The organism is Photorhabdus noenieputensis (genome assembly GCF_018448935.1).
GTDB classification, from domain to species: domain Bacteria; phylum Pseudomonadota; class Gammaproteobacteria; order Enterobacterales; family Enterobacteriaceae; genus Photorhabdus; species Photorhabdus noenieputensis.
Map to the genome: position 1 here is coordinate 117820 of NZ_RCWC01000003.1, position 21296 is coordinate 139115.

The window sequence follows — 21296 nt, forward strand, 5'->3', positions numbered from 1 at the left end:
TAAATACCAAGTTGACAATCAAATCACGTTATTTTTCTTATCATTAACTATCACCGTTAATATCTAGCCTTTGAAAAGATATCTTATATATTACCGTTATTACTTAATTTATTATTTTAAAATATTTTCTCCATAAAAAGACATCAAATATAAATAGAAATAAGTCAATAGGTATTATCTTTATTTTAACCTATCAATTATGAGAAATGAGATTTATGTCGGATTTTGCTCTGAAAAATGGAATATAAGTAAGAGATACCCTACTTGTTAATAAAATTGACCGAAAAATATGTTAAAAATATATTAACAAGACATGACATCATTTAATAAAAACGTGGCTTTTTTGTTTGCTCTAAACCTAAATTTGAAAGAGCTTTTTAAAAGCTTGATTTGTCACACACACTGCACTCCTAAAGTGTAGTTTTATAGGAAAACTTAGATGCAATCTTCCATTAACAATACAAAAACCAGAACTTTCTTTGGGCATCCTTACCCATTAAGTTCTTTGTTCTTCACAGAAATGTGGGAACGTTTCTCTTACTACGGCATTCGTCCACTGCTGATCTTGTTCATGGCGGCAACTATCTATGATGGTGGTATGGGTATTCCCCGTGAACAGGCCGCGGCTGTTGTCGGTATCTTTGCAGGTAGTGTTTATCTGACCGCACTGCCCGGTGGTTGGCTAGCGGATAACTGGTTAGGCCAACGTCAAGCAGTCTGGTATGGCTCAATCATTATTGCACTAGGGCACCTGTCTATCGCTCTCTCCGGCTTTTTAAGTCATTATTTGTTCTTTATTGGCTTATTACTGATCGTATTAGGTACAGGACTGTTTAAAACCTGTGTCACCGTCATGGTCGGCACGCTGTATAAAAAAGATGATCCACGTCGTGACGGTGGTTTTTCCCTATTTTATATGGGAATTAATATCGGTTCCTTCATCGCTCCTCTGGCTACAGGCTTGCTAGTTCGTGACTATGGCTGGCACTGGGGTTTTGGTATCGGAGGGTTGGGGATGCTGGTCGCCCTATTGATATTCCGTTTCTACACGATCCCTTTGATGCGCCAATATGATAAAGAAGGTGGTTTGGATTCAAGCTGGGACCACCCTACAGTGAAGCGTGAAAACGTCGGCAAATGGGTCTTTACCACTGTTATCGCTATCATTGCTATTATTGCTCTGCTAATCCTTGGTGTAATTCCATTCAATCCGGTAGCCGTAGCTAGCGCAATGGTCTATGTGATCTCATCCTGTGTAACACTTTACTTCGCCTATTTGTTCCTGTTTGCCGGTTTAAGCAGTAGTGACCGTTCGCGCCTGCTGGTCTGTTTTATCCTGCTGGTATCTGCTGCATTCTTTTGGTCTGCATTCGAGCAAACGCCAACGTCATTCAACCTGTTCGCCAATGATTATACTAACCGTATAGTGATGGGGTTTGAGATCCCGACAGTATGGTTCCAATCAATTAATGCACTGTTTATTATCCTGCTGGCCCCCGTATTCAGCTGGTTCTGGCCCAAACTGGCCAAAAACAACATCAACCCGAGCAGTATGAGTAAATTCATTATTGGTCTTCTGTTCGCTGCCGGTGGTTTTGGCGTGATGATTCTGGCTGCGCAAAATGTGCTGGCAACAGGTGAAACCGTTTCTCCTTTCTGGCTGATATCAAGTTCTCTGTTTCTGACACTCGGTGAGCTGTGCCTTAGCCCAATTGGACTCGCGACGGTGACGCTACTGGCCCCGTCGCGAATGCGTGGTCAAATCATGGGCTTGTGGTTTTGTGCAAATGCTTTGGGTAATTTAGCTGCCGGCTTGATTGGTGGACACGTGCGCGCTGACCAACTGGACAATCTACCTGATCTGTTCTCCCGTGTATCTTTGGCTCTGGTTATTTGTGCAGTGGTATTGATGGCGTTAATTGTCCCTATTCGCCGCCTGCTTAATAGTGCTGATAAATCAGAAGCGAAAATTCAATAATACTTATCACTCACGTAAAGCCATCTCATCATAAGATGGCTTTACGTACTTCAACGCATTCGTGCTCTTGAAAACAAACACATTAGTGCATTGCCGTTGCAACTGATGGCTCAACTACCTGTTTTACATTCAGTAGTTCCGCTTGATATGCATGATTACGCACATCCCATAGTTCAACGGCATGCTGAATATTAAGCCAAAACTCCGCTGTGTTCCCCAAAGCCGCTGCCAATTTGATCGCCATAGGAACGGTTAACGAACCTTTATCATGCACAATCCTGCTTAATGTATTGCGGTGAACACCCATAGCTTCCGCAAGCACATTAATTTCGATATTCAAAGGTACCAGAAACTCACTCACCAATATTTCACCAACTGTTGCCGGGCGACGTTTTGTATTCCTCATCATTTATTTCCCTCAGTTTAATAGTTATGAGTATCCAGATATGTATCAACCGCAATACCATCAATCCATTGAAAAATAAGCCTATATTGCTTATTTACTCTTATTGAGCACCATCCCCTCAAATAGCCATTCAAGTATTCAAAGTGGTTTCCCGGAGGGATTCTTAAATCAGCCTCTTTAACCGAAGCATCCAAAATTTGTAGTTTTCTGTATAACGCACGCTGTAAAGATGCGGGTATGCATTTGTGCGGTAAATCCTGTTCATAAAATCTTTCTAGCCATCTATCCTTGAATTCAACAGCCATAACATCCTCGTTGTTTGTATATTACGCACAATCATGTTGTGCATCAAGTCATAAAATGCTGAAAATATCATTTGGCTTTACGCAACCTCGCTGGAGTACAACCATAATGTTGACTAAATGCAAAGGTAAAGGCTGATTGGGAGGCATAACCAGACAGAAAAACGATGTCAGCCAAAGTCCTATCACTGTAAGCCAACAGATTAGAGGCAAATTCCATCCGGCACGTTTTCAAATAAGCCATTGGACTCATTCCTGTTGCAATAAAAAGTTTACGGCGCAAGGTACTGGCAGATACTGAGCAAATATCAGCCATATCCATCACCGTCACTTTCTCATGCAGACGCCCAACAAGCCCCTGATGGAGTTTGACTATCAACGTTGACGAACCTACTTGTGGTAGCTGAGCGAGTAGTAAACGGGCAGCATCAGCGTGATTAGCGGGTGCCTGTGGGTAATCATGCAACCACTTAATAAGAGCAAGAGCAGAATCAGGTAATGGTTGCCAGAAAGAATCACTATGTAATTGATTAAACAGTGCCGAAGGCAACTCCAGCACCAATTGCTGATTTTCACCACTAGCGAAAAAGCTGTGTTTCGCATCCGGTGGGATCATAACAACACTGCCAAAACTAACGGTACTTTGTTGCCCTTCTACGTTTAACTCAAGTTGCCCATTATAGCCAAAAACGAACTGCCATAACCCTTGGTGGCTATGGCTAATAGTTTCAGCAGAATACCGGCGTAAATGTAATGAAGGTAATTGAACAACCATATTTATTGTCGCTGATTAAAATACACTTCATTTATTCGACAACAAAATAGCTTGGTTTACAATAATTTATGACCATTCGGGACAGGAAGAGTAAATTCTGCGATCACCACCGCACCATTTTCATCCACACTGCCGGTTAACAACACCTCTGATTTAACGCCAGCAATCCGTTTTGGTGGAAAATTGCATACACAAAGAACCTGACGACCAATTAATTGTTCAGGTGTGTAATGCACAGTTATCTGGGCGCTTGAGCTTTTAATACCCAACTCGCCAAGATCAATTTGTAATTTATAGGCAGGCTTGCTGGCTTTAGGATTCAATTCTACGGAAATAATTGTGCCAACCCTCATATCGACTTTTTCAAAATCAGTCCATTCGATCTGTTCCATATATTCTTCTCCTTTAGTGCGAAGTCATTATACCCGTTATCTTTCAAGTTGCCTCTTTGTTGGCTGCACTCACCCCGGTCATATAGTTATCTATGCTCCCGGGGATTCGCTCCCTTGCCGTCGCGATCCATCTTGAAATCCATAGGGTATATACTCACACGCTAATGGAGAAAATTCTTTCGAAAGAGCGTCAATAATTATCGACAAACTGCCTATTTTTCCCGACAAGTCATTCACTTCACTATCGAGTTGCTTTGAGTAACAGTTATTCCCGATCGAAAAAGTTACTTCTGGTCATACCGTTATTCTCTTTAATACGCGCAGTACGCTCAAGATCCCGATGGATTTTCTCATTGACATGATCATTAAACTCCAAGCTCTTCCGATTAAGTTCATCTTCTTTCACCTGTCTCGCCAGTTCCCGCTTCTCCGCCGTATTATTATCTGTAATGAGTTTATCCACATTCCAATGCTGAGGTTTAAGATTTTCCCGTTTCTTTAAATACTCTTCAGATGGCTTATTATCAACCGGAATATCACTTTTGTAGTCAAAATTTGAGGCAAATACCTGGCAAGAAATTGCGGATAAAATAACAAAAATATAACGTGATCCCTTAATCATCATATGCTCCCTTTTCAAAACCATAACTTCGAATAATTATTAAATAATTATTGCCAATAAGAATCAATAGTATTTATGTCCACAAGCCAGTTATTAATATCAGGTTTACACTTTATTTAAATTATGTGCTTTGTACTGGCCCGGTAAAGAATTAACCCGCCGGAATCTGCGGGTCAATAGTCATTAGAGGTTAATCGGGAATATACGGGATTATCTCACAATTAAATCGGGTTTCCCTGCCGATAAGCCAGAGCAACCGCCAAAGATTGCACTAAACACAAAGTAGCAGACTGAGAACGGAATGCATCCACCTGTGCTTCTTTAATGACAAAGCAAACATCACTAAAACTGGCAAGCGGGCTAATCTGGCTATCCGTAATCACGATCTGTTTTGCTCCGGCTTTCGCCGCCCTCTCACTGACCATCAGAGTTTCCTCTGCATAAGGGGTAAAACTGATTGAAACGACAACATCTTCTTCCCCAATTAAATTAATCTGTTCCCTGAACATTCCCCCCAAACCATCCACGAGTAAAGGGCGACATTCCAAGTGATTCAATGCATAAGAAAGATAAGCCGCCACACTAAAAGAACGGCGCAGCCCAATAATGTAAATATTCTTAGCCTGAGCCAATAAGTCTACTGCGTTCCTTAAATCTTCGGGGGCTGTCCTGGCAGCTAGCTGTTGCATAGCCTGCACATTTGAACGAGCAAATTCCTGCAAAATATGCTGAGGGTCTTCCGGTGGCTCCTGTTCACCATCCAATTCCCTAAATAACCTGGCTCGGTCTGCATAACTGGCAGTTTCTTCCACCATATGCATGCGGAATAGCTGTTTCATTTCATTAAAACCACTGAAATCAAACGCATTAGCGAAACGAATTAATGTTGATGGAGGAACATCAGCTTCTTTGGCAATCACAGCAACAGTATCAAAAGCGACACTATTGGTATTATCCAGCACATATCGAGCTACTTGTTGCAGGCGTTTACTCAATTCACTATAGCGTGAACGGACTTGTTCTTGAAATTCATTCAGATTCGATGCGACAGACATAAATCCCCCATAAAATTTATCGCCAGCAATTGTAATCGTTTTACCGTATAAGCTGAATCATATTTCATTTTTATAGTTAAAAATGAAACACATAATCCATTCATTGTAATGATTTATTATTACTAATATATTGATTAACATCTAATTAGTCACCTAATTATCGGTAATTCATAAAAACCTTACTCCGATCACACTAATTGTCTTTTGTTCCAAATAACATTGAAAATAAAACATATATTTCATATATCTATTATCAAAGTTTCTGATTCAGTACTAACATCAAATCCGCAAAAGAGGCTCAGAATGGAACAAGTACAGAATTATGTTAATGGGCAACTCATTCCTAGTCATAGCACCCGCTTTTCTCCGGTTTTTAATCCAGCGACGGGAAAACAGATACGTCAGGTAACACTAAGCACAGCCCATGAAGTTGAACAGGCAATTGGAGCTGCTCATCAGGCTTACAGTGAATGGTCTAAAATTTCACCTCTCAAACGTGCTCGTGTCATGTTCCAGTTCAAAGCATTGCTAGAGGCCAATATAGACAAAATGGCGCTATTGATTTCAGAAGAACATGGAAAAATCTATTCAGATGCCATCGGTGAATTAACTCGCGGTCTGGAAGTCGTTGAGTTTGCCTGTGGCATTCCTCATCTACAAAAAGGTGAACATTCCGCGAATACCGGAACAGGCATAGATAGCCATTCTTTAATGCAACCTTTAGGCGTTTGTGTCGGCATTACTCCTTTCAACTTTCCGGCAATGGTTCCTATGTGGATGTTTCCTATCGCATTAGCGACAGGGAATACTTTTGTATTGAAGCCTTCAGAAAAAGATCCTTCTCTCGCGATTGAATTAGCATTACTGCTTAAACAATCCGGTTTACCCGATGGCGTATTTAATGTTGTCAACGGCGATAAAGAAGCTGTTGACGCACTACTAACAGATCCACGGGTACAAGCTGTCAGCTTTGTTGGTTCGACTCCTATCGCTGAGTATATCTACACTACCGCCTCAGCTCACGGGAAACGCTGTCAGGCCCTCGGTGGTGCAAAAAATCACTGTATTCTGATGCCAGATGCCGACCTTGATATGGCTAGCAATGCTATTACAGGTGCGGCTTTTGGCGCAGCCGGTGAACGTTGCATGGCACTGTCTGTTGTATTGGCGGTTGGGGATGAAACAGCAGATGCGCTGATTGAAAAATTACGTCAACAGATCAGCAAAATATCTGTCGGTCCCGGTATTGTCGCAACTAAAGAAAACGATATGGGGCCAGTTATCTCTGCCCAACACCAAGCTAAAATCTGTGATTACATCGATAGTGGCGAAAAACAGGGGGCTAGCCTGTTAATTGATGGCCGTCAACTCAAGGTTCCGGGTTATGAAAATGGCTATTTTATTGGCCCGACGCTATTTGATAACGTCACGCCAGAGATGAAAATCTATCAAGAAGAGATCTTCGGTCCCGTTCTGTCAATTGTTCGTGTACCCGATTATGCCACCGCGCTAACATTAATTAACTGCCATCAATATGGTAATGGTACCGCGATATTCACCCGCGACGGAGAAACAGCTCGCCAATTTAGCGAAGATGTACAAACGGGTATGGTAGGCATCAATATCCCCATTCCGGTACCAATGGCCTTCCACAGCTTCGGCGGCTGGAAACGCTCAATTTTTGGTCCACTTAACGTTCACGGTAATGATGGCGTGCGCTTCTACACTCGCATGAAAACCGTTACCAGCCGTTGGCCAGCAAGTATCAGGTTAGAACATCATTCCAGTAGTTTTGTGATGCCAACAATGGAATAAGATGGAGTTCTGTAATATGAGCAAATCAACAATGACAACGGCTCAAGCATTGGTGAAGTTCTTGAACCAGCAATATGTGGAAGCAGACGGAGAACAATATCCATTTATCAGAGGAATCTTTACCATTTTTGGTCACGGTAATGTTGTTGGATTAGGGCAAGCGCTGGAGCAAGATCCCGGTCACTTAACCGTTTACCAAGGATACAATGAACAAGGTATGGCCCATATCGCCACAGGTTTTGCTAAACAGAAAAAACGCAAACAGATTTTTGCCGTCACCTCCTCTGTTGGCCCTGGCTCCGCCAATATGGTAACCGCTGCGGCAACTGCCACAGCCAATCGCCTTCCTCTGCTGTTATTACCCGGAGATCTCTTCGCCTGCCGTCAGCCTGATCCAGTCTTACAACAGGTTGAACAGTTCCATGACTATACTATCAGCACCAATGACTGTTTCCGCCCTGTTTCTCGTTACTGGGATCGTATCTCCAGACCAGAACAACTAATGAGCGCTATGATTAATGCGATGCGAGTTCTAACCGATCCTGCGGATACCGGTACCGTCACAATCTGTTTGCCACAAGATGTTCAAGGCGAGATTTGGGATTTTCCTGACTATTTCTTTCAAAAAAGAATTCACCGCATTGAACGCCGCCCTGCTTCTATCGCCATGATTAACGATGCCGTGGGACTCATAAGCCGCAAGAAAAAACCTTTGCTTATCTGCGGTGGCGGGGTGCGTTATTCAGAAGCACATGACGCTTTCCGTCAGTTTGCAGAACACTTCAATATTCCTTTTGCTGAAACACAGGCAGGTAAAAGTGCTGTAATTGCCGAACACCCCCTTAATTGTGGTGGTTTAGGCACAACCGGCTGTCTTGCTGCCAATCTGATAGCCAAAGAAGCCGATTTGATTATTGGCGTTGGCACCCGGTTTACTGATTTCACCACTGCATCCAAATCGCTATTTCAACATCCAGAAGTTGAATTTCTTACTATCAACGTCGCGGAATTCGACGCCTGTAAACTGGATGCAATCCCCGTTGTATCAGACGCCCAAGCAGGGTTAAACGCTATTGCAAAGCAGCTTACTCAATTGCATTATCGCAGTGGTTATCAAAATGAGATTCATCAGGCGCGAGAGGCATGGAGAAAAGAGTTAAATCGTCTGTTCGAAATTGAGTATCAGGAGGATTTCACACCAGAAATTCCCGGTCATCTTGATGATAAATTGGAAGAGTACAGCCAGACATTACAAACCCGCCTGACACAAACCAGAATATTGGGATTATTAGACAAATATCTTGAGCCCGAAGCGATTATTGTTGGTGCATCAGGTTCCCTTCCTGGCGATTTACAGCGATTATGGCAACCCAAACAACCGGATACCTATCATCTTGAGTATGGCTATTCCTGTATGGGCTATGAGATAGCCGCTGCTATTGGTGCTAAACTAGCCTGCCCCAACCAACCGGTTTATGCCATAGTCGGTGATGGTGCTTATATGATGCTGCATTCTGAACTGCAAACCGCAGTACAGGAAAATATCAAGATCACCGTGTTGCTATTTGATAACGCGGGATTTGGCTGTATCAATAATTTGCAAATGAGCCAAGGGATGGGCAGTTTCGGAACAGAAAATCGTTACCGGAACCCAGAAAGTGGCAACATGGATGGCAAACTGATTAAAGTCGACTTCGCCAAAAATGCAGAAAGCTACGGCTGCAAAAGTTACCGAGTCCACAATAAGCAACAACTGCTTTATGCGTTACAAGAAGCCCAAAAACTGACTGTACCAGTACTCATAGATATCAAAGTGTTACCTAAAACAATGACGCATGATTATGAATCTTGGTGGCGAGTAGGCACAGCACAGGTAGCCAAAAATCCAGCTATAGAATCTGCTGCAAAGAAAATAAAGGAGATGGTTGCAACCAAAACACGCCAATATTAAAAAGTGATGGCCTGTAAGACAGCAGGCCATTTTCCCTTCTCTAATCATTTTAATGCTATTTTTGAAATTCTTATTCCAAAAACGAATTTCTTTTCTCTCCTTTCAATCCCTATGACCAAGTGTAGTAACTACTTAGTTGAATGCACTTTATAATTTGTTTTTAAAAGATAAATATCCAAATTCATCCAGCAGCAATCTTACTTTACGTGATCTAATTAACACAAATTTAATATTGTTATTAACAAAATGCTACGCCGCACTCAAAAATATAATTTCCAAATATTTAAAAATTGAAATAAATATTCTATTTGATATATTTTAAAGTATCTCATCAGCAGATACCCAGGTATCAAGGAGCATCCATGTTCAACATTGCACTATTTGGCGCAGGACGAATTGGACAAGTACACGCAGTGAATATCACTCATCATAAAGAAACTTCTCTTTATTCCGTTGTCGATCCACATCAGAAAAATGCTGAACTTTTAGTACAGAAATACCAAACAAAAAGACAAACTATTGAACAGGCAATGTCTGACCCTGAAATAGATGGTGTTCTTATCGCCTCAGCAACAGATACTCATGCAGACCTGATCGAACTCGCAGCAAAACATCATAAAAAAATCTTCTGTGAAAAACCGGTTCATCTTGATATTGAACGTGTTCGTCATTGCCTTGCAACTGTTAAACAGTATCAGGTTCCCTTATTCGTTGGCTTTAACCGTCGTTACGATCCGCAATTTCGCCGAGTAAAAACACTATTTGACGCTGGCGCGATAGGAAAAGCCGAATCTCTGCTGATTATTTCCCGTGATCCCTCTCCTCCTTCTGCTGAATATGTCAAAGTTTCTGGTGGTATGTTCCGGGATATGACAATACATGACTTCGATATGGCACGTTTCATTATCGGTGAGGAACCCTACTCAATCTACGCCCAAGGCAGTAATCTGGTTGATCCAGCAATTGGGCAAGCGGGTGATATTGACACCGCCTTTATCATTATGAAATTCCCATCAGGGGCAATGGCAACCATTACCAATAGCCGTCGTTCCGGGTACGGCTATGACCAACGGATTGAATTGCATGGTGAAAAAGGGCTACTTAGCGCTGGCAACATTAAAGAAAACAGTGTTGAACTCTGGGAAAACAGCGGTTGTTTAACAGCCAAACCAGAGCATTTCTTCCTGCAACGTTACCGGGAAGCCTACATTGCTGAATGGGATCATTTTGTCGATGTCATGGCTGGTCGCGCCACACCAGAATGTAGTGGCGCTGATGGCGAACAGGCACTTTATCTGGCTGATAAAGCTCTCGAATCCCTACATTCAGGTAAAGAAATCAGATTATAAAACAGGCCTACATCTCTAACTGACTCACATTTATTTTCACCCTAAAAACGGGAAAGGCGGCTTTCCCGTCAGCATATTGCTGCCTGAAAACAGTCAATCAGGCTTGGAGGATAGTATGTTAGCTTTTCTCTCATTTATTGGTTTTACCCTATTAGTAGCAGGCTTCGCTTATTACAAAACCCATAATGCCCGTCTGACAGAATCCACAGAAGGCTATTTTCTTGGCGGGCGATCTCTCACCGGTGTTTATATTGGTAGCTCTATGTTATTAATGAACCTGTCCACAGAGCATTTAATCGGTTTAAATGGATTAGCATTCCGAACCGGATTTATCGTTATGGCTTGGGAGGTGATAGCTGCCGTGACAATTGTTCTATTTGCTATTTATTTTCTGCCTAAATATCTGAAACTTGGTATTTCAACCATCCCAGAATATCTTGAACGCCGATTTGATAAAAATACGCTGCTTATTACCTCAATTCTTTTCCTGGCTATGTATATTATTTCACTACTCCCCATTGTGCTATATACCGGTGCAATTGCATTGGAAAGTCTATTCCAAGTTTCCAATGTATTCAGTATTGATAAAACTACAGCGCTATGGGTTATGGTTTGGGGTGTTGGTGGATTAGGTGCGGTCTATGCCATCTTTGGCGGTATTAAAGCCATTGCCGCCGCGGATACCATTAACGGCATTGGCTTAATCGTTGGCGGGTTAATGGTAACTATTTTTGCCCTACTCTATGTTGGTAATGGCAACGCCTGGCAAGGATTAGTTGAAGTTTATCAATCTAATCCTGATAAATTTAACTCCATCGGCAGTGAAGATTCTCTGGTTCCTTTCTCCACGCTATTTACCGGCCTAATTGTTTCCAATATGTTTTTTTGGTGTACCAATCAATCCATTGTTCAAAAAGCCCTTGGCGCAAAAAATCTAGCCGAAGGACAAAAAGGCGTTATGTTGTGTGCTTTACTTAAACTCATTATGCCGTCTATTATTATTCTACCCGGCATTATTGCTTTCCATATTTTCAAAGGACAAATAGATAATCCAGATAACGCCTATCCAGAATTAGTCCATTTAATTCTACCGGAAGTATTGGTTGGTTTCTTTGCCGCTGTGGTCGTTGGCGCTGTATTTTCCACATTCAGCGGAGGACTTAATTCATCTGTGACTCTGTTTATCGTCAATATTTATAAACAGCGAATCAACCAAAATGCCACCGAAACTCAAACAGTCGCTATGAGTAAATATCTGGGGATCGGGTTAGCGTTAATCACGATGATCGTCGCACCGTTAGTCGCTAATGCACCGGATGGTCTGTTCTATCTCATTCAACAATTACAGGGGATTTTTAACGCCCCCATTCTCAGTGTGGTATTAGTCGGTCTGATGACTAAACGAGTACCGCCTATTGCTGCTAAACTTGGCCTATTATTCGGTATGTCTGCCTATATTATCTGTAATTTCATTTTAAAAATTAACCTGCACTTTTTTCACTTGGTTGGCATTTTATTCGTTCTCAATGTTATTTTCATGCTGGCTATTGGCTACTTTTTTCCAACTAAACCATTTGAAGATGTCTATACCGAACAAGTAAATATTACACCGTGGTCTATGGTGAAACCGGTTGCATGGTTAATTACATTATGTTCAATTTCGATATACATATTTCTCGCACATAATGTTCCCAAGGTAATTATGATTATTTATTACCTGTTTGCTGCATTAATACTATTTTATGCGCTATACCAGATAGGTAAGACGCTATTCAGGAAGCTTGTGATAAATAGTACACCGCAAAAAACCGAATAAAGATAACTAACTGATTTTATTATTCCAACATTATTATCAGCATAACCCACTACCAGGATTTCCCTACATCCTATATTCGAAAGAGGAAATCCTGGGGAGTATAGCGACTCCTTTTGCTAACTACCACATTCCATATATACCAAGCCATAAATGGAACAAAAATTCCAATATTCTATTTTTTCTGTTCTTATCTCTGAATAGTACCTAACTTATTAGCAAATTAACCCTATATAACGCGACGTTAGCTAAAAAATTCCTTAGCAGATCACACCTTGAAATTAATATTTTCATTTAAGTTGAAAATGGAACAAATGTTTCCTATAACAGGTATATGACAACAACCAAGGTTAACTGGCAAACACTATTGACTACAACAACAAACGACCAATCCGCTTTTATTCGGAGAAACAGCTATATGGAAGAGATTCGTATCGGCCTAATCGGTACCGGTTACATCGGACGCACGCATGCCATTGCTTACGCACAAGCACCTACGGTTTTCCCTCTGGCAGGCAAACTAGTTTGTGAAATGGTAGCGGAAGTTTCTGCCGAACTCGCCGCAAAACGGTCTAAAAAATTAGGTTTCCGGCGCTTTACTGACAATTGGCGCGAATTAGTATCAGATCCCGATATTCATGTTGTTGATATCTGCTCACCAAATTTCCTGCATAAAGAGATGGCTCTCGAAGCGATCAAACATGGCAAACATGTTTATTGTGAAAAACCACTGGCACTCAACTCAACTGATGCAAAATTAATGGTCGAAGCCGCCAGAAAAGCCGGAGTGAAAACATTAGTCGGTTTTAATTACATAAAAAACCCTACCGCACAACTGGCTAAAGAGATCATTTCGAATGGCGAAATTGGTGAGGTCATTCACTTCTACGGCACTCATAACGAAGATTATATGGCTGATCCACTCACCCCTATTCACTGGCACTGTTTCAAAGATAAAGCTGGATTAGGCGCATTAGGCGATCTTGCTGCTCATATCATCAATATGGCGCAGTACCTGGTTGGTGATATCCAAACTGTTTGCGCAGACATGGCCACTATTATCAAACAACGCCCGGAAAAAACCGGTTCTGGCATTATGGTTGCCGTAGAAAACGAAGATCAAGCACATGCTATGGTACGTTTCAACAGCGGAGCAATGGGTATTATTGAAACCTCCCGTATTGCTTGCGGTCGCAAAATGGGTTTGGGCTACACCATTACAGGAACAAAAGGCGCTTTGAGCTTCACACAAGAAAGAATGGCCGAACTAAAACTTTACCGTCACGATGAACCGGCAAACCGCCAAGGCTTTAAAACTATTCTTATTGGACCGGAACATCCTGACTATGCACCATTCTGTCATGGTGCAGGTCACGGCATCGGCTTCAATGATCAAAAAGCCGTGGAAATCAGAGACTTGATTAATGGCATCACCAGCAATAAAGAGATATGGCCAGATTTCACCGAAGGATGGAAAGTCTCACGTATTCTGGATGCCATTGCTCGCTCTTATCAAGAGCAACGTTGGGTGAATATCACTGAAATTAATTAATCCCTCTTATCAAGGCTCCACTGTCGGAGCTCGTCATAGCAATACTTGATGCTGGTACTTATAAGGAATTGTTCAATGGAGCAGCAAAAAAAATTTGATGTCATCTGCATGGGACGAATCGCCGTTGACCTTTACGGCCAACAAATCGGAGCACGTCTGGAAGACATGGGAAGTTTTGCAAAATATCTTGGGGGTTCTTCCGGTAATGTTGCCTACGGTACCGCTCGGCAGGGGCTTAAATCCTCCATGCTAGCCAGAGTCGGTGATGAGCATATGGGACGTTTCCTTAGGGAAGAGTTGCAAAGTGTTGGTTGTGATACCAGCCATCTAACCATTGATAAAGAACGCCTTACGGCACTGGTGCTGCTAGGAATCAAAGATAAAACAACGTTTCCCCTGATCTTCTATCGTGATAACTGCGCCGATATGGCAATTACCCGTGATGATTTTAGTGAAGAATACATTGCATCGTCCCGTTGTCTGGCGATCACCGGTACACATCTTTCCCATCCCAGAACCCGCGATGCCGTGCTGACGGCCCTCAATTACGCTCGCCGTAATCGTGTGAAAACGGTCATAGATATTGATTATCGCCCGGTACTTTGGGGGTTAACTTCTCTGGGAGATGGTGAAACACGTTATATCGTATCAGAACAGGTAACAGCTCAGTTACAGGAAGTATTATCACTATTTGACCTCATTGTCGGCACAGAAGAAGAGTTCCATATTGCCGGTGGTTCCACAGAGACTATCGAAGCACTACACAACATTCGTAAACTTACGTCTGCTGTATTGGTTTGCAAACGGGGATCACGGGGATGCTCTGTCTTTACCGATGAAATCCCTAACGATTTGGATGATGGCATTACCATACAGGGTGTTCCTGTCGATGTGCTTAACGTACTCGGTGCAGGGGATGCTTTTATGTCCGGCTTATTACGCGGTTATCTTAATAACGAAGATTGGGAAAAAGCCTGTACCTACGCTAATGCTTGTGGCGCATTAGTCGTTTCTCGTCATGGGTGCGCACCGGCAATGCCAGATAAAACAGAGCTTGATAACTACCTATCACGCGCCAATCAAATACTACGCCCTGATTTGGATGAAACACTTAATCACCTCCATCGCATCAGCGCCCGTAAAAATCAATGGGACGAACTGTGCGTCATGGCATTTGATCACCGTATTCAATTTATCGAATTAGCCCGACAAGCAAATGCCAGCATCAAACGTATCTCATCATTAAAACAACTTCTATTGCGCGCCAGCCGAGAAGTTGCCACAGAAGCCGGGTTACAAGGAAAAATAGGTCTGTTATGTGACAGCACATTTGGTCAGGATGTTTTAAACGAAATTACCGGTCAAGGTTGGTGGATAGGCCGCCCAATTGAGCTACCCGGCTCTCGCCCGCTTTGTCTGGAACACGGTAACATCGGTTCCCAACTTATTGACTGGCCACTGGAACACATCGTCAAATGCCTGGTGTTTTTCCATCCAGAAGATGCTCATCCACTCCGCCTGGAGCAAGAGAGAAAAATTCGGGAGATTTATGCCGCATGCTGTAAATCTGGTCACGAACTTTTACTGGAAGTGATTCTGCCTGCGGGAATGAAACACTCAGATGAGTTCTATATTCGCGCACTTAGACGATTTTATAACCTTGGAGTTAAACCGGATTGGTGGAAACTCCCACCTCTCAGTTCTGAAAGTTGGGACAACATTAACTATCTCATCCAGCAGCGAGACCCCTATTGCCGTGGCGTCGTTATTCTTGGTCTCGATGCTTCACAAGAAGAGCTGGAAATAGGCTTTAATGCCGTAGCCGGCAAATCTATCGTCAAAGGTTTTGCTGTCGGAAGAACCCTATTTGGTCAACCATCCCTAAAATGGCTAAAAAACGAGATTGATGATAACCGTTTGATCCAGAAAATAAAAACCAACTATCACAACCTGATTAGCCTATGGCGTCAGCGCGGATAGCAACATTAAGATACCCTATGGATTTCAAGATGCATCGCGACGGCAAGGGAGTGAATCCCCGGGAGCATAGCAAACTATGTGACCGGGGTGAGCGAGTGCGGCCAACAAAGAGGCAACTTGAAAGATGACGGGTATAAAGTTATTTTATTCAACTAGGAGCACCATCATGGCTGTTCAACTTGGTATCAACCCTCTGACCTGGACTAATGATGACTTACCCACTCTCGGCGCGGACACACCACTGGAAACCTGCTTAATCGAAGGCCGCCAAGCAGGTTTTACCGGTTTTGAATTGGGCCATAAATTCCCTCGTCAGGCCAACATATTAGGCCCCATTCTTACCGCCCATGATCTTAGGCTGGTATCTGGCTGGTACTCTGGCGAATTACTCACCCGTTCGGTAGCGGAAGAGATTAAAGCGGTACAATCCCACCTGACCCTGCTACGCGAACTGGGGGCTAATGTCATGGTATTTGCGGAAGTGACAAACTGCATTCACGGCGATCAAAATAAACCGGTCCATCTTCGTCCGCAATTTCCAGCTAGCCGCTGGCAAGAATACGGTGAAAAATTGACTGAATTTGCCCGTTACACTCAAGAACAAGGTGTTCAGATTGCTTATCACCACCATATGGGAACTGTCATCGAAACTGAGAAAGATGTTGATCATCTGATGGGAAATACCGGAGATGAAGTTGGATTGTTGCTGGATACCGGCCATTTGACTTTTGCTGGCGCTGATCCGCTGGCTATCGCAGAACGCTGGGTAAAACGCATTAATCATGTTCACTGTAAAGACATCCGCCTTGACGTACTCAACGATATAAAAAATCGTAAAACCAGTTTCCTTGATGCCGTGCTGAGTGGTGTATTCACAGTACCGGGAGATGGTTGCGTTGATTATCCGGCAATTTTTCAAGTATTGAAAAAACAAAATTATGAAGGCTGGCTAGTAGTTGAAGCAGAACAAGATCCTGCTATTGCTCACCCATTCACCTACGCAACGATGGGTTATAACAATTTGCGCAAATTTGCCAGAGATGCCGGATTGGTTTAATTAATCACAACCTGATTCATACAAAAATAGTACTGAGGGTAGATAATATGTCCAAATTATTATCAAAATATCATGCACCGGATCAAAACAAACGAACTCAACATATCACGCCGGAATCAGCAAACTGGAAGTATGTCCATTTTGATGTTTATGAGTTGGCTTCGGGTGAAAAAATCACCTTACCCGCATCAGAAAATGAAACCTGTCTGGTTTTGGTGGCAGGCAAAGCCACAGTGACTACGCCACATCAACGGTTTGAGCATATTGGCGATCGCATGCAGCCATTTGAACGCAAAAAACCTTATGCTGTTTACATCACTGCGGGGGAATCTATTGAAATTATTGCCGATACCGCACTTGAACTCGCGGTATGCCAAGCGCCGGGTAAAGGAAGCTACCCGACTCGACTAATTACGCCACAGGATATTGATGCAGAACAACGTGGCAATGGCTACAACCGACGCTATGTTCACAACATCCTACCGGATAATAAACCTGCTGATAGCTTGTTGGTGGTTGAAGTCTTTACCGATGAAGGCTGTACCAGTTCCTACCCTAGTCATAAACACGATACCGACAATGCGCCACAGGAAACCTATTTAGAAGAAACCTATTACCATCGCCTGAACCCTTCTCAAGGGTTTTGCATACAACGCGTCTATACCGATGACCGTTCACTGGATGAATCAATGGCTGTTTACAACAAGGATGTGGTAATGGTGCCCAAAGGCTATCACCCAGTGGCAACCATTGCCGGTTACGACAACTATTATCTCAACGTAATGGCCGGGCCAACTCGTAAGTGGCTATTTACCTGGGAAAAAGACCACCAATGGGTTAATAGTGAAGAATATGCACAAAAGCATATCAATTGATGCATATCGAGAAGAAAATAGATTGCTTTTTTAGCGCACTCAATCGAGTGCGCTGCTGCCTGTACGGCAGTGAACACAAACCAATACCGGGAGTTTTTAGCTCGTATTTTCTAAGCTGCCTGTGCGGCAGTGAACAAGAAGAATCAAGGTTTAACCCGAATGCTATCGTTTCTAAGCTGCCTGTGCGGCAGTGAACTACTTAGAAACCGTCTTCAAGCGGTAACTCACTTTCTAAGCTGCCTGTGCGGCAGTGAACAGATATGCTGATAAACAGACGCAGAGAACAAATTTCTAAGCTGCCTGTGCGGCAGTGAACGCGGGAACTGAAACAGCGTCACATCCTTGGCTTTTCTAAGCTGCCTGTGCGGCAGTGAACTTAGCTAATATACTGGTTAAGTGGTTTTCTGTTTTCTAAGCTGCCTGTGCGGCAGTGAACATTCCATAGGCTTTAGTGTCAATGTACATAACTTTCTAAGCTGCCTGTACGGCAGTGAACTTTCTTAAGCTTAGTTCCAACTATCTCAGGATTTTCTAAGCTGCCTGTACGGCAGTGAACATTCGATGTCTAAATTATAAATTTCCCGGTACTTTCTAAGCTGCCTGTACGGCAGTGAACAACACTCGCCGCCGTTCCCGCTTAACCGATGATTTCTAAGCTGCCTGTACGGCAGTGAACAATACCGCATCGACAGTTGCCTTTGGGGTCTTTTTCTAAGCTGCCTGTACGGCAGTGAACTAAGGCAGGTTCCTTCAATCGCTTCAGCATTATTTCTAAGCTGCCTGTACGGCAGTGAACGCAACAGCGGAAGAGTTACACAATATGCAAAATTTCTAAGCTGCCTGTACGGCAATGAACACCACTGAACCCGCAATTCTTGACCAAACCAATTTCTAAGCTGCCTGTACGGCAGTGAACATGACGATGTTCCCGCTATGCGGGGTTTCAAATTTCTAAGCTGCCTGTACGGCAGTGAACTTTAGTGCGCCACCAGAAATGTGTTCTTCGATTTCTAAGCTGCCTGTACGGCAGTGAACTTATTGCCGATTTAAAAGCATCATCCCAATCCTTTCTAAGCTGCCTGTACGGCAGTGAACTACACCGTCGAATAAAGAATGCCTCTCTAAACTTTCTAAGCTGCCTGTACGGCAGTGAACGGTAAAACCGGAACTGTCTATGTTGAGCAAAATTTCTAAGCTGCCTGTACGGCAGTGAACTAACAGAGCTGATTTTACGTTCAAACCGTCATTTTCTAAGCTGCCTGTACGGCAGTGAACTGATCAAATCGAAATGTCAATATGAGTCAAGCTTTCTAAGCTGCCTGTACGGCAGTGAACTGAGAGAAAAAGTGTTCTGTTTCTTTATTCAGTTTCTAAGCTGCCTGTACGGCAGTGAACTGGTAGTCTCGGGACAGTGTTAGCAGCCTTCGTTTCTAAGCTGCCTGTACGGCAGTGAACTGTTAGATGCTACCTTTAATTTACTGATTATTAAAGAACATAATGATAAAAAGCAGAAAAACCCTTTTTATTAGCACCATATAATATTATATAAAAATCAACAAGTTAAAATCAACCGCAAAAAAAGGGTAAAAATAGGGTCGCACATCTGGTTAATGCAATGATACCCAATGCTTCAAAAAACCAACTAAATATCCTAAAACTGAGCTGCTTACTCTTTTTACGATCACATATAGTTGTATAAAATAGCGGGTAATTTTTTTATAAAAATTAAGAAGATTGCTCCCTTTTTCATGACTAATTATATTTTAAGAGAGACACAAATGACTTCGCTACCCATTTATCATGTCGATGCATTCACCGATAGCCCATTTTCTGGTAATCCAGCCGCTGTTGTTATATTAGATAATTGGCTTCCAGATGAAACTCTATTATCTATTGCTATGGAAATAAATCTCTCTGAAACTGCTTTCCTGGTCGATAACCACCTACGTTGGTTTACACCAAAAGTTGAAGTTGATTTATGTGGGCACGCAACATTAGCGACAGCTTGCGTGATGGTTGAACATTTATCTGTTACTGATAATCCTATCGTATTTCAAACTCGCTCCGGGAATATTGCCGTTTATCATGACAACGGTACTTATACACTTGATTTACCCAGAACTACTTACAAAGAAGAGTTCGCTCTACAAGCAAATATCGAAAATGCATTAAGTCAGAAAATATCCGAGCTTTTTGTCTCTCATAATCGCTACATTTGTTTACTCGAAACCACAGAACAAGTTTTAAATACAAAACCTAATTTTGACAAAATAGCCACTCTGCCTTTGCCAGGAGTTGTCATAACAGCACCAGGTGAACAACAAATTGACTTTGTTTCCCGATATTTCGCACCTGCTAAGGGTGTACCAGAAGATCCAGTAACCGGATCATCACATTGTGTATTGGCCCCATTTTGGGGCGACCGTTTAAATAAACAGAGATTGTATGCACGCCAATTGTCAAAACGCAGTGGAAACATTATGTGTGAATTGCATGGAGATCGGGTACATTTATCAGGCAAAGCTACATTATTTTCCTACGGGCATATCGTCCTCAATTCCCTAAATATTTCTTAAGATAAACACGTCACTAATATTATTAATACAAAACCTTAAGGAAAAAAGAGTTCTGCTATTAAAGCAAAACTCTTTTATTCTGGCTGCCTGTACGGCAGTGAACGGCGTGCATCAATCACAGATAAGCCGCTGGCATTTCTAAGCTGCCTGTACGGCAGTGAACTGATGCTGAATTGCGTATTCGTCTCGCGAAATTTTCTAAGCTGCCCGTGCGGCAGTGAACTAGGTAAGACCATCCAACTGAAACTCAGTGGATTTCTAAGCTGCCTGTGCGGCAGTGAACACGGCGAATTTACGAATGGCAATGTCGCTGCTTTTCTAAGCTGCCTGTGCGGCAGTGAACGGAAACTTCCTTCGAACCGAATTCCTTTTTCATTTCTAAGCTGCCTGTGCGGCAGTGAACAGATTGGTTGACGGATGATTTCGGCAATGAATTTTCTAAGCTGCCTGTGCGGCAGTGAACATGGAGAAGATAAATGTCTGAAACGTTCACGTTTTCTAAGCTGCCTGTGCGGCAGTGAACTCTTCGATATCGTGAATTTCTTCAATAAACGCTTTCTAAGCTGCCTGTGCGGCAGTGAACTTTCCCTGATGAGATTGCTCGCGTCGCACGATTTTCTAAGCTGCCTGTGCGGCAGTGAACTATATAAGGCTTTATGCTTCTATCGATTTTCTTTTCTAAGCTGCCTGTGCGGCAGTGAACCATGTTCGGGCTGCTTTGGCTATGCTGATTCATTTCTAAGCTGCCTGTGCGGCAGTGAACTGTTAGATACTACCTTTAATTTACTGATTATTAAA

The 21296-nt window shown here is 42.7% G+C and carries 16 protein-coding genes and 2 CRISPR repeat arrays; of the genes, 10 read left to right on the forward strand and 6 right to left on the reverse strand.

Annotated elements, in window-relative coordinates; genetic code table 11:
- Positions 1 to 439 precede the first annotated feature (439 nt).
- Positions 440 to 1978: a peptide MFS transporter gene (locus EAE91_RS03980; protein ID WP_214087345.1), complete on the forward strand. Its 1539-nt coding sequence runs from the start codon at positions 440 to 442 to the stop codon at positions 1976 to 1978.
- Positions 1979 to 2060: 82 nt separating this feature from the next.
- Here the strand turns inward: EAE91_RS03980 and EAE91_RS03985 are convergent, their stop codons facing one another.
- The 6 genes from EAE91_RS03985 to EAE91_RS04010 all read right to left on the reverse strand — a co-directional run bounded on the left by EAE91_RS03985 (position 2061) and on the right by EAE91_RS04010 (position 5530).
- Positions 2061 to 2387 (reverse strand): HigA family addiction module antitoxin, encoded by a 327-nt coding sequence (locus EAE91_RS03985; protein WP_214087346.1) that lies wholly within the window; start codon positions 2385 to 2387, stop codon positions 2061 to 2063.
- A 14-nt stretch (positions 2388 to 2401) separates the two neighbouring features.
- Complete coding sequence (locus EAE91_RS03990; protein ID WP_214087347.1) at positions 2402 to 2689, reverse strand: type II toxin-antitoxin system RelE/ParE family toxin; 288 nt, start codon at positions 2687 to 2689, stop codon at positions 2402 to 2404.
- A gap of 67 nt (positions 2690 to 2756) precedes the next feature.
- Positions 2757 to 3461 carry a helix-turn-helix transcriptional regulator gene (locus EAE91_RS03995; RefSeq protein WP_214087348.1) on the reverse strand — a complete coding sequence of 235 codons (705 nt, stop codon included), beginning with the start codon at positions 3459 to 3461 and terminating at the stop codon, positions 2757 to 2759.
- Between the two features lie 56 nt (positions 3462 to 3517).
- The gene (locus tag EAE91_RS04000; RefSeq protein WP_214087349.1) at positions 3518 to 3853 is read right to left on the reverse strand and encodes a tRNA-binding protein; all 336 of its coding nucleotides are present in this window, start codon (positions 3851 to 3853) and stop codon (positions 3518 to 3520) included.
- Between the two features lie 265 nt (positions 3854 to 4118).
- The gene (locus EAE91_RS04005) at positions 4119 to 4475 is read right to left on the reverse strand and encodes a hypothetical protein (RefSeq protein ID WP_244868654.1); all 357 of its coding nucleotides are present in this window, start codon (positions 4473 to 4475) and stop codon (positions 4119 to 4121) included.
- 221 nt (positions 4476 to 4696) lie between these two features.
- A complete protein-coding gene (locus EAE91_RS04010) occupies positions 4697 to 5530 on the reverse strand; it encodes a MurR/RpiR family transcriptional regulator (RefSeq protein WP_214087351.1) in 834 nt (277 codons plus the stop codon).
- Between the two features lie 303 nt (positions 5531 to 5833).
- On the opposite strand from EAE91_RS04010, the gene EAE91_RS04015 reads away from it, so the two are divergent.
- The 9 genes from EAE91_RS04015 to EAE91_RS04055 all read left to right on the forward strand — a co-directional run bounded on the left by EAE91_RS04015 (position 5834) and on the right by EAE91_RS04055 (position 20498).
- Complete coding sequence (locus tag EAE91_RS04015) at positions 5834 to 7345, forward strand: CoA-acylating methylmalonate-semialdehyde dehydrogenase (protein WP_214087352.1); 1512 nt, start codon at positions 5834 to 5836, stop codon at positions 7343 to 7345.
- A 16-nt stretch (positions 7346 to 7361) separates the two neighbouring features.
- On the forward strand, positions 7362 to 9296 hold the full coding sequence (gene iolD / locus EAE91_RS04020; RefSeq protein ID WP_244868655.1) for a 3D-(3,5/4)-trihydroxycyclohexane-1,2-dione acylhydrolase (decyclizing): 1935 nt from the start codon (positions 7362 to 7364) through the stop codon (positions 9294 to 9296).
- Positions 9297 to 9658: 362 nt separating this feature from the next.
- Entirely contained in the window at positions 9659 to 10645 is a 987-nt protein-coding gene (gene iolG, locus EAE91_RS04025; RefSeq protein ID WP_214087354.1) for an inositol 2-dehydrogenase, read from the forward strand.
- 115 nt (positions 10646 to 10760) lie between these two features.
- Complete coding sequence (locus EAE91_RS04030) at positions 10761 to 12461, forward strand: solute:sodium symporter family transporter (protein WP_214087355.1); 1701 nt, start codon at positions 10761 to 10763, stop codon at positions 12459 to 12461.
- Between the two features lie 415 nt (positions 12462 to 12876).
- A complete protein-coding gene (locus EAE91_RS04035) occupies positions 12877 to 14010 on the forward strand; it encodes a Gfo/Idh/MocA family protein (RefSeq protein WP_214087422.1) in 1134 nt (377 codons plus the stop codon).
- Between the two features lie 75 nt (positions 14011 to 14085).
- The gene (locus EAE91_RS04040) at positions 14086 to 15990 is read left to right on the forward strand and encodes a bifunctional 5-dehydro-2-deoxygluconokinase/5-dehydro-2-deoxyphosphogluconate aldolase (protein ID WP_214087356.1); all 1905 of its coding nucleotides are present in this window, start codon (positions 14086 to 14088) and stop codon (positions 15988 to 15990) included.
- Positions 15991 to 16156: 166 nt separating this feature from the next.
- Complete coding sequence (gene iolE / locus EAE91_RS04045; protein WP_214087357.1) at positions 16157 to 17047, forward strand: myo-inosose-2 dehydratase; 891 nt, start codon at positions 16157 to 16159, stop codon at positions 17045 to 17047.
- 47 nt (positions 17048 to 17094) lie between these two features.
- Entirely contained in the window at positions 17095 to 17922 is an 828-nt protein-coding gene (gene iolB, locus EAE91_RS04050; protein WP_214087358.1) for a 5-deoxy-glucuronate isomerase, read from the forward strand.
- 107 nt (positions 17923 to 18029) lie between these two features.
- A CRISPR array of direct repeats spans positions 18030 to 19378; the repeat unit is 28 nt; unit sequence TTTCTAAGCTGCCTGTGCGGCAGTGAAC.
- 322 nt (positions 19379 to 19700) lie between these two features.
- Entirely contained in the window at positions 19701 to 20498 is a 798-nt protein-coding gene (locus EAE91_RS04055) for a PhzF family phenazine biosynthesis protein (protein WP_214087359.1), read from the forward strand.
- Between the two features lie 135 nt (positions 20499 to 20633).
- Positions 20634 to 21261: a CRISPR direct-repeat array (repeat unit 28 nt; unit sequence TTTCTAAGCTGCCTGTGCGGCAGTGAAC).
- Positions 21262 to 21296: the final 35 nt, after the last annotated feature.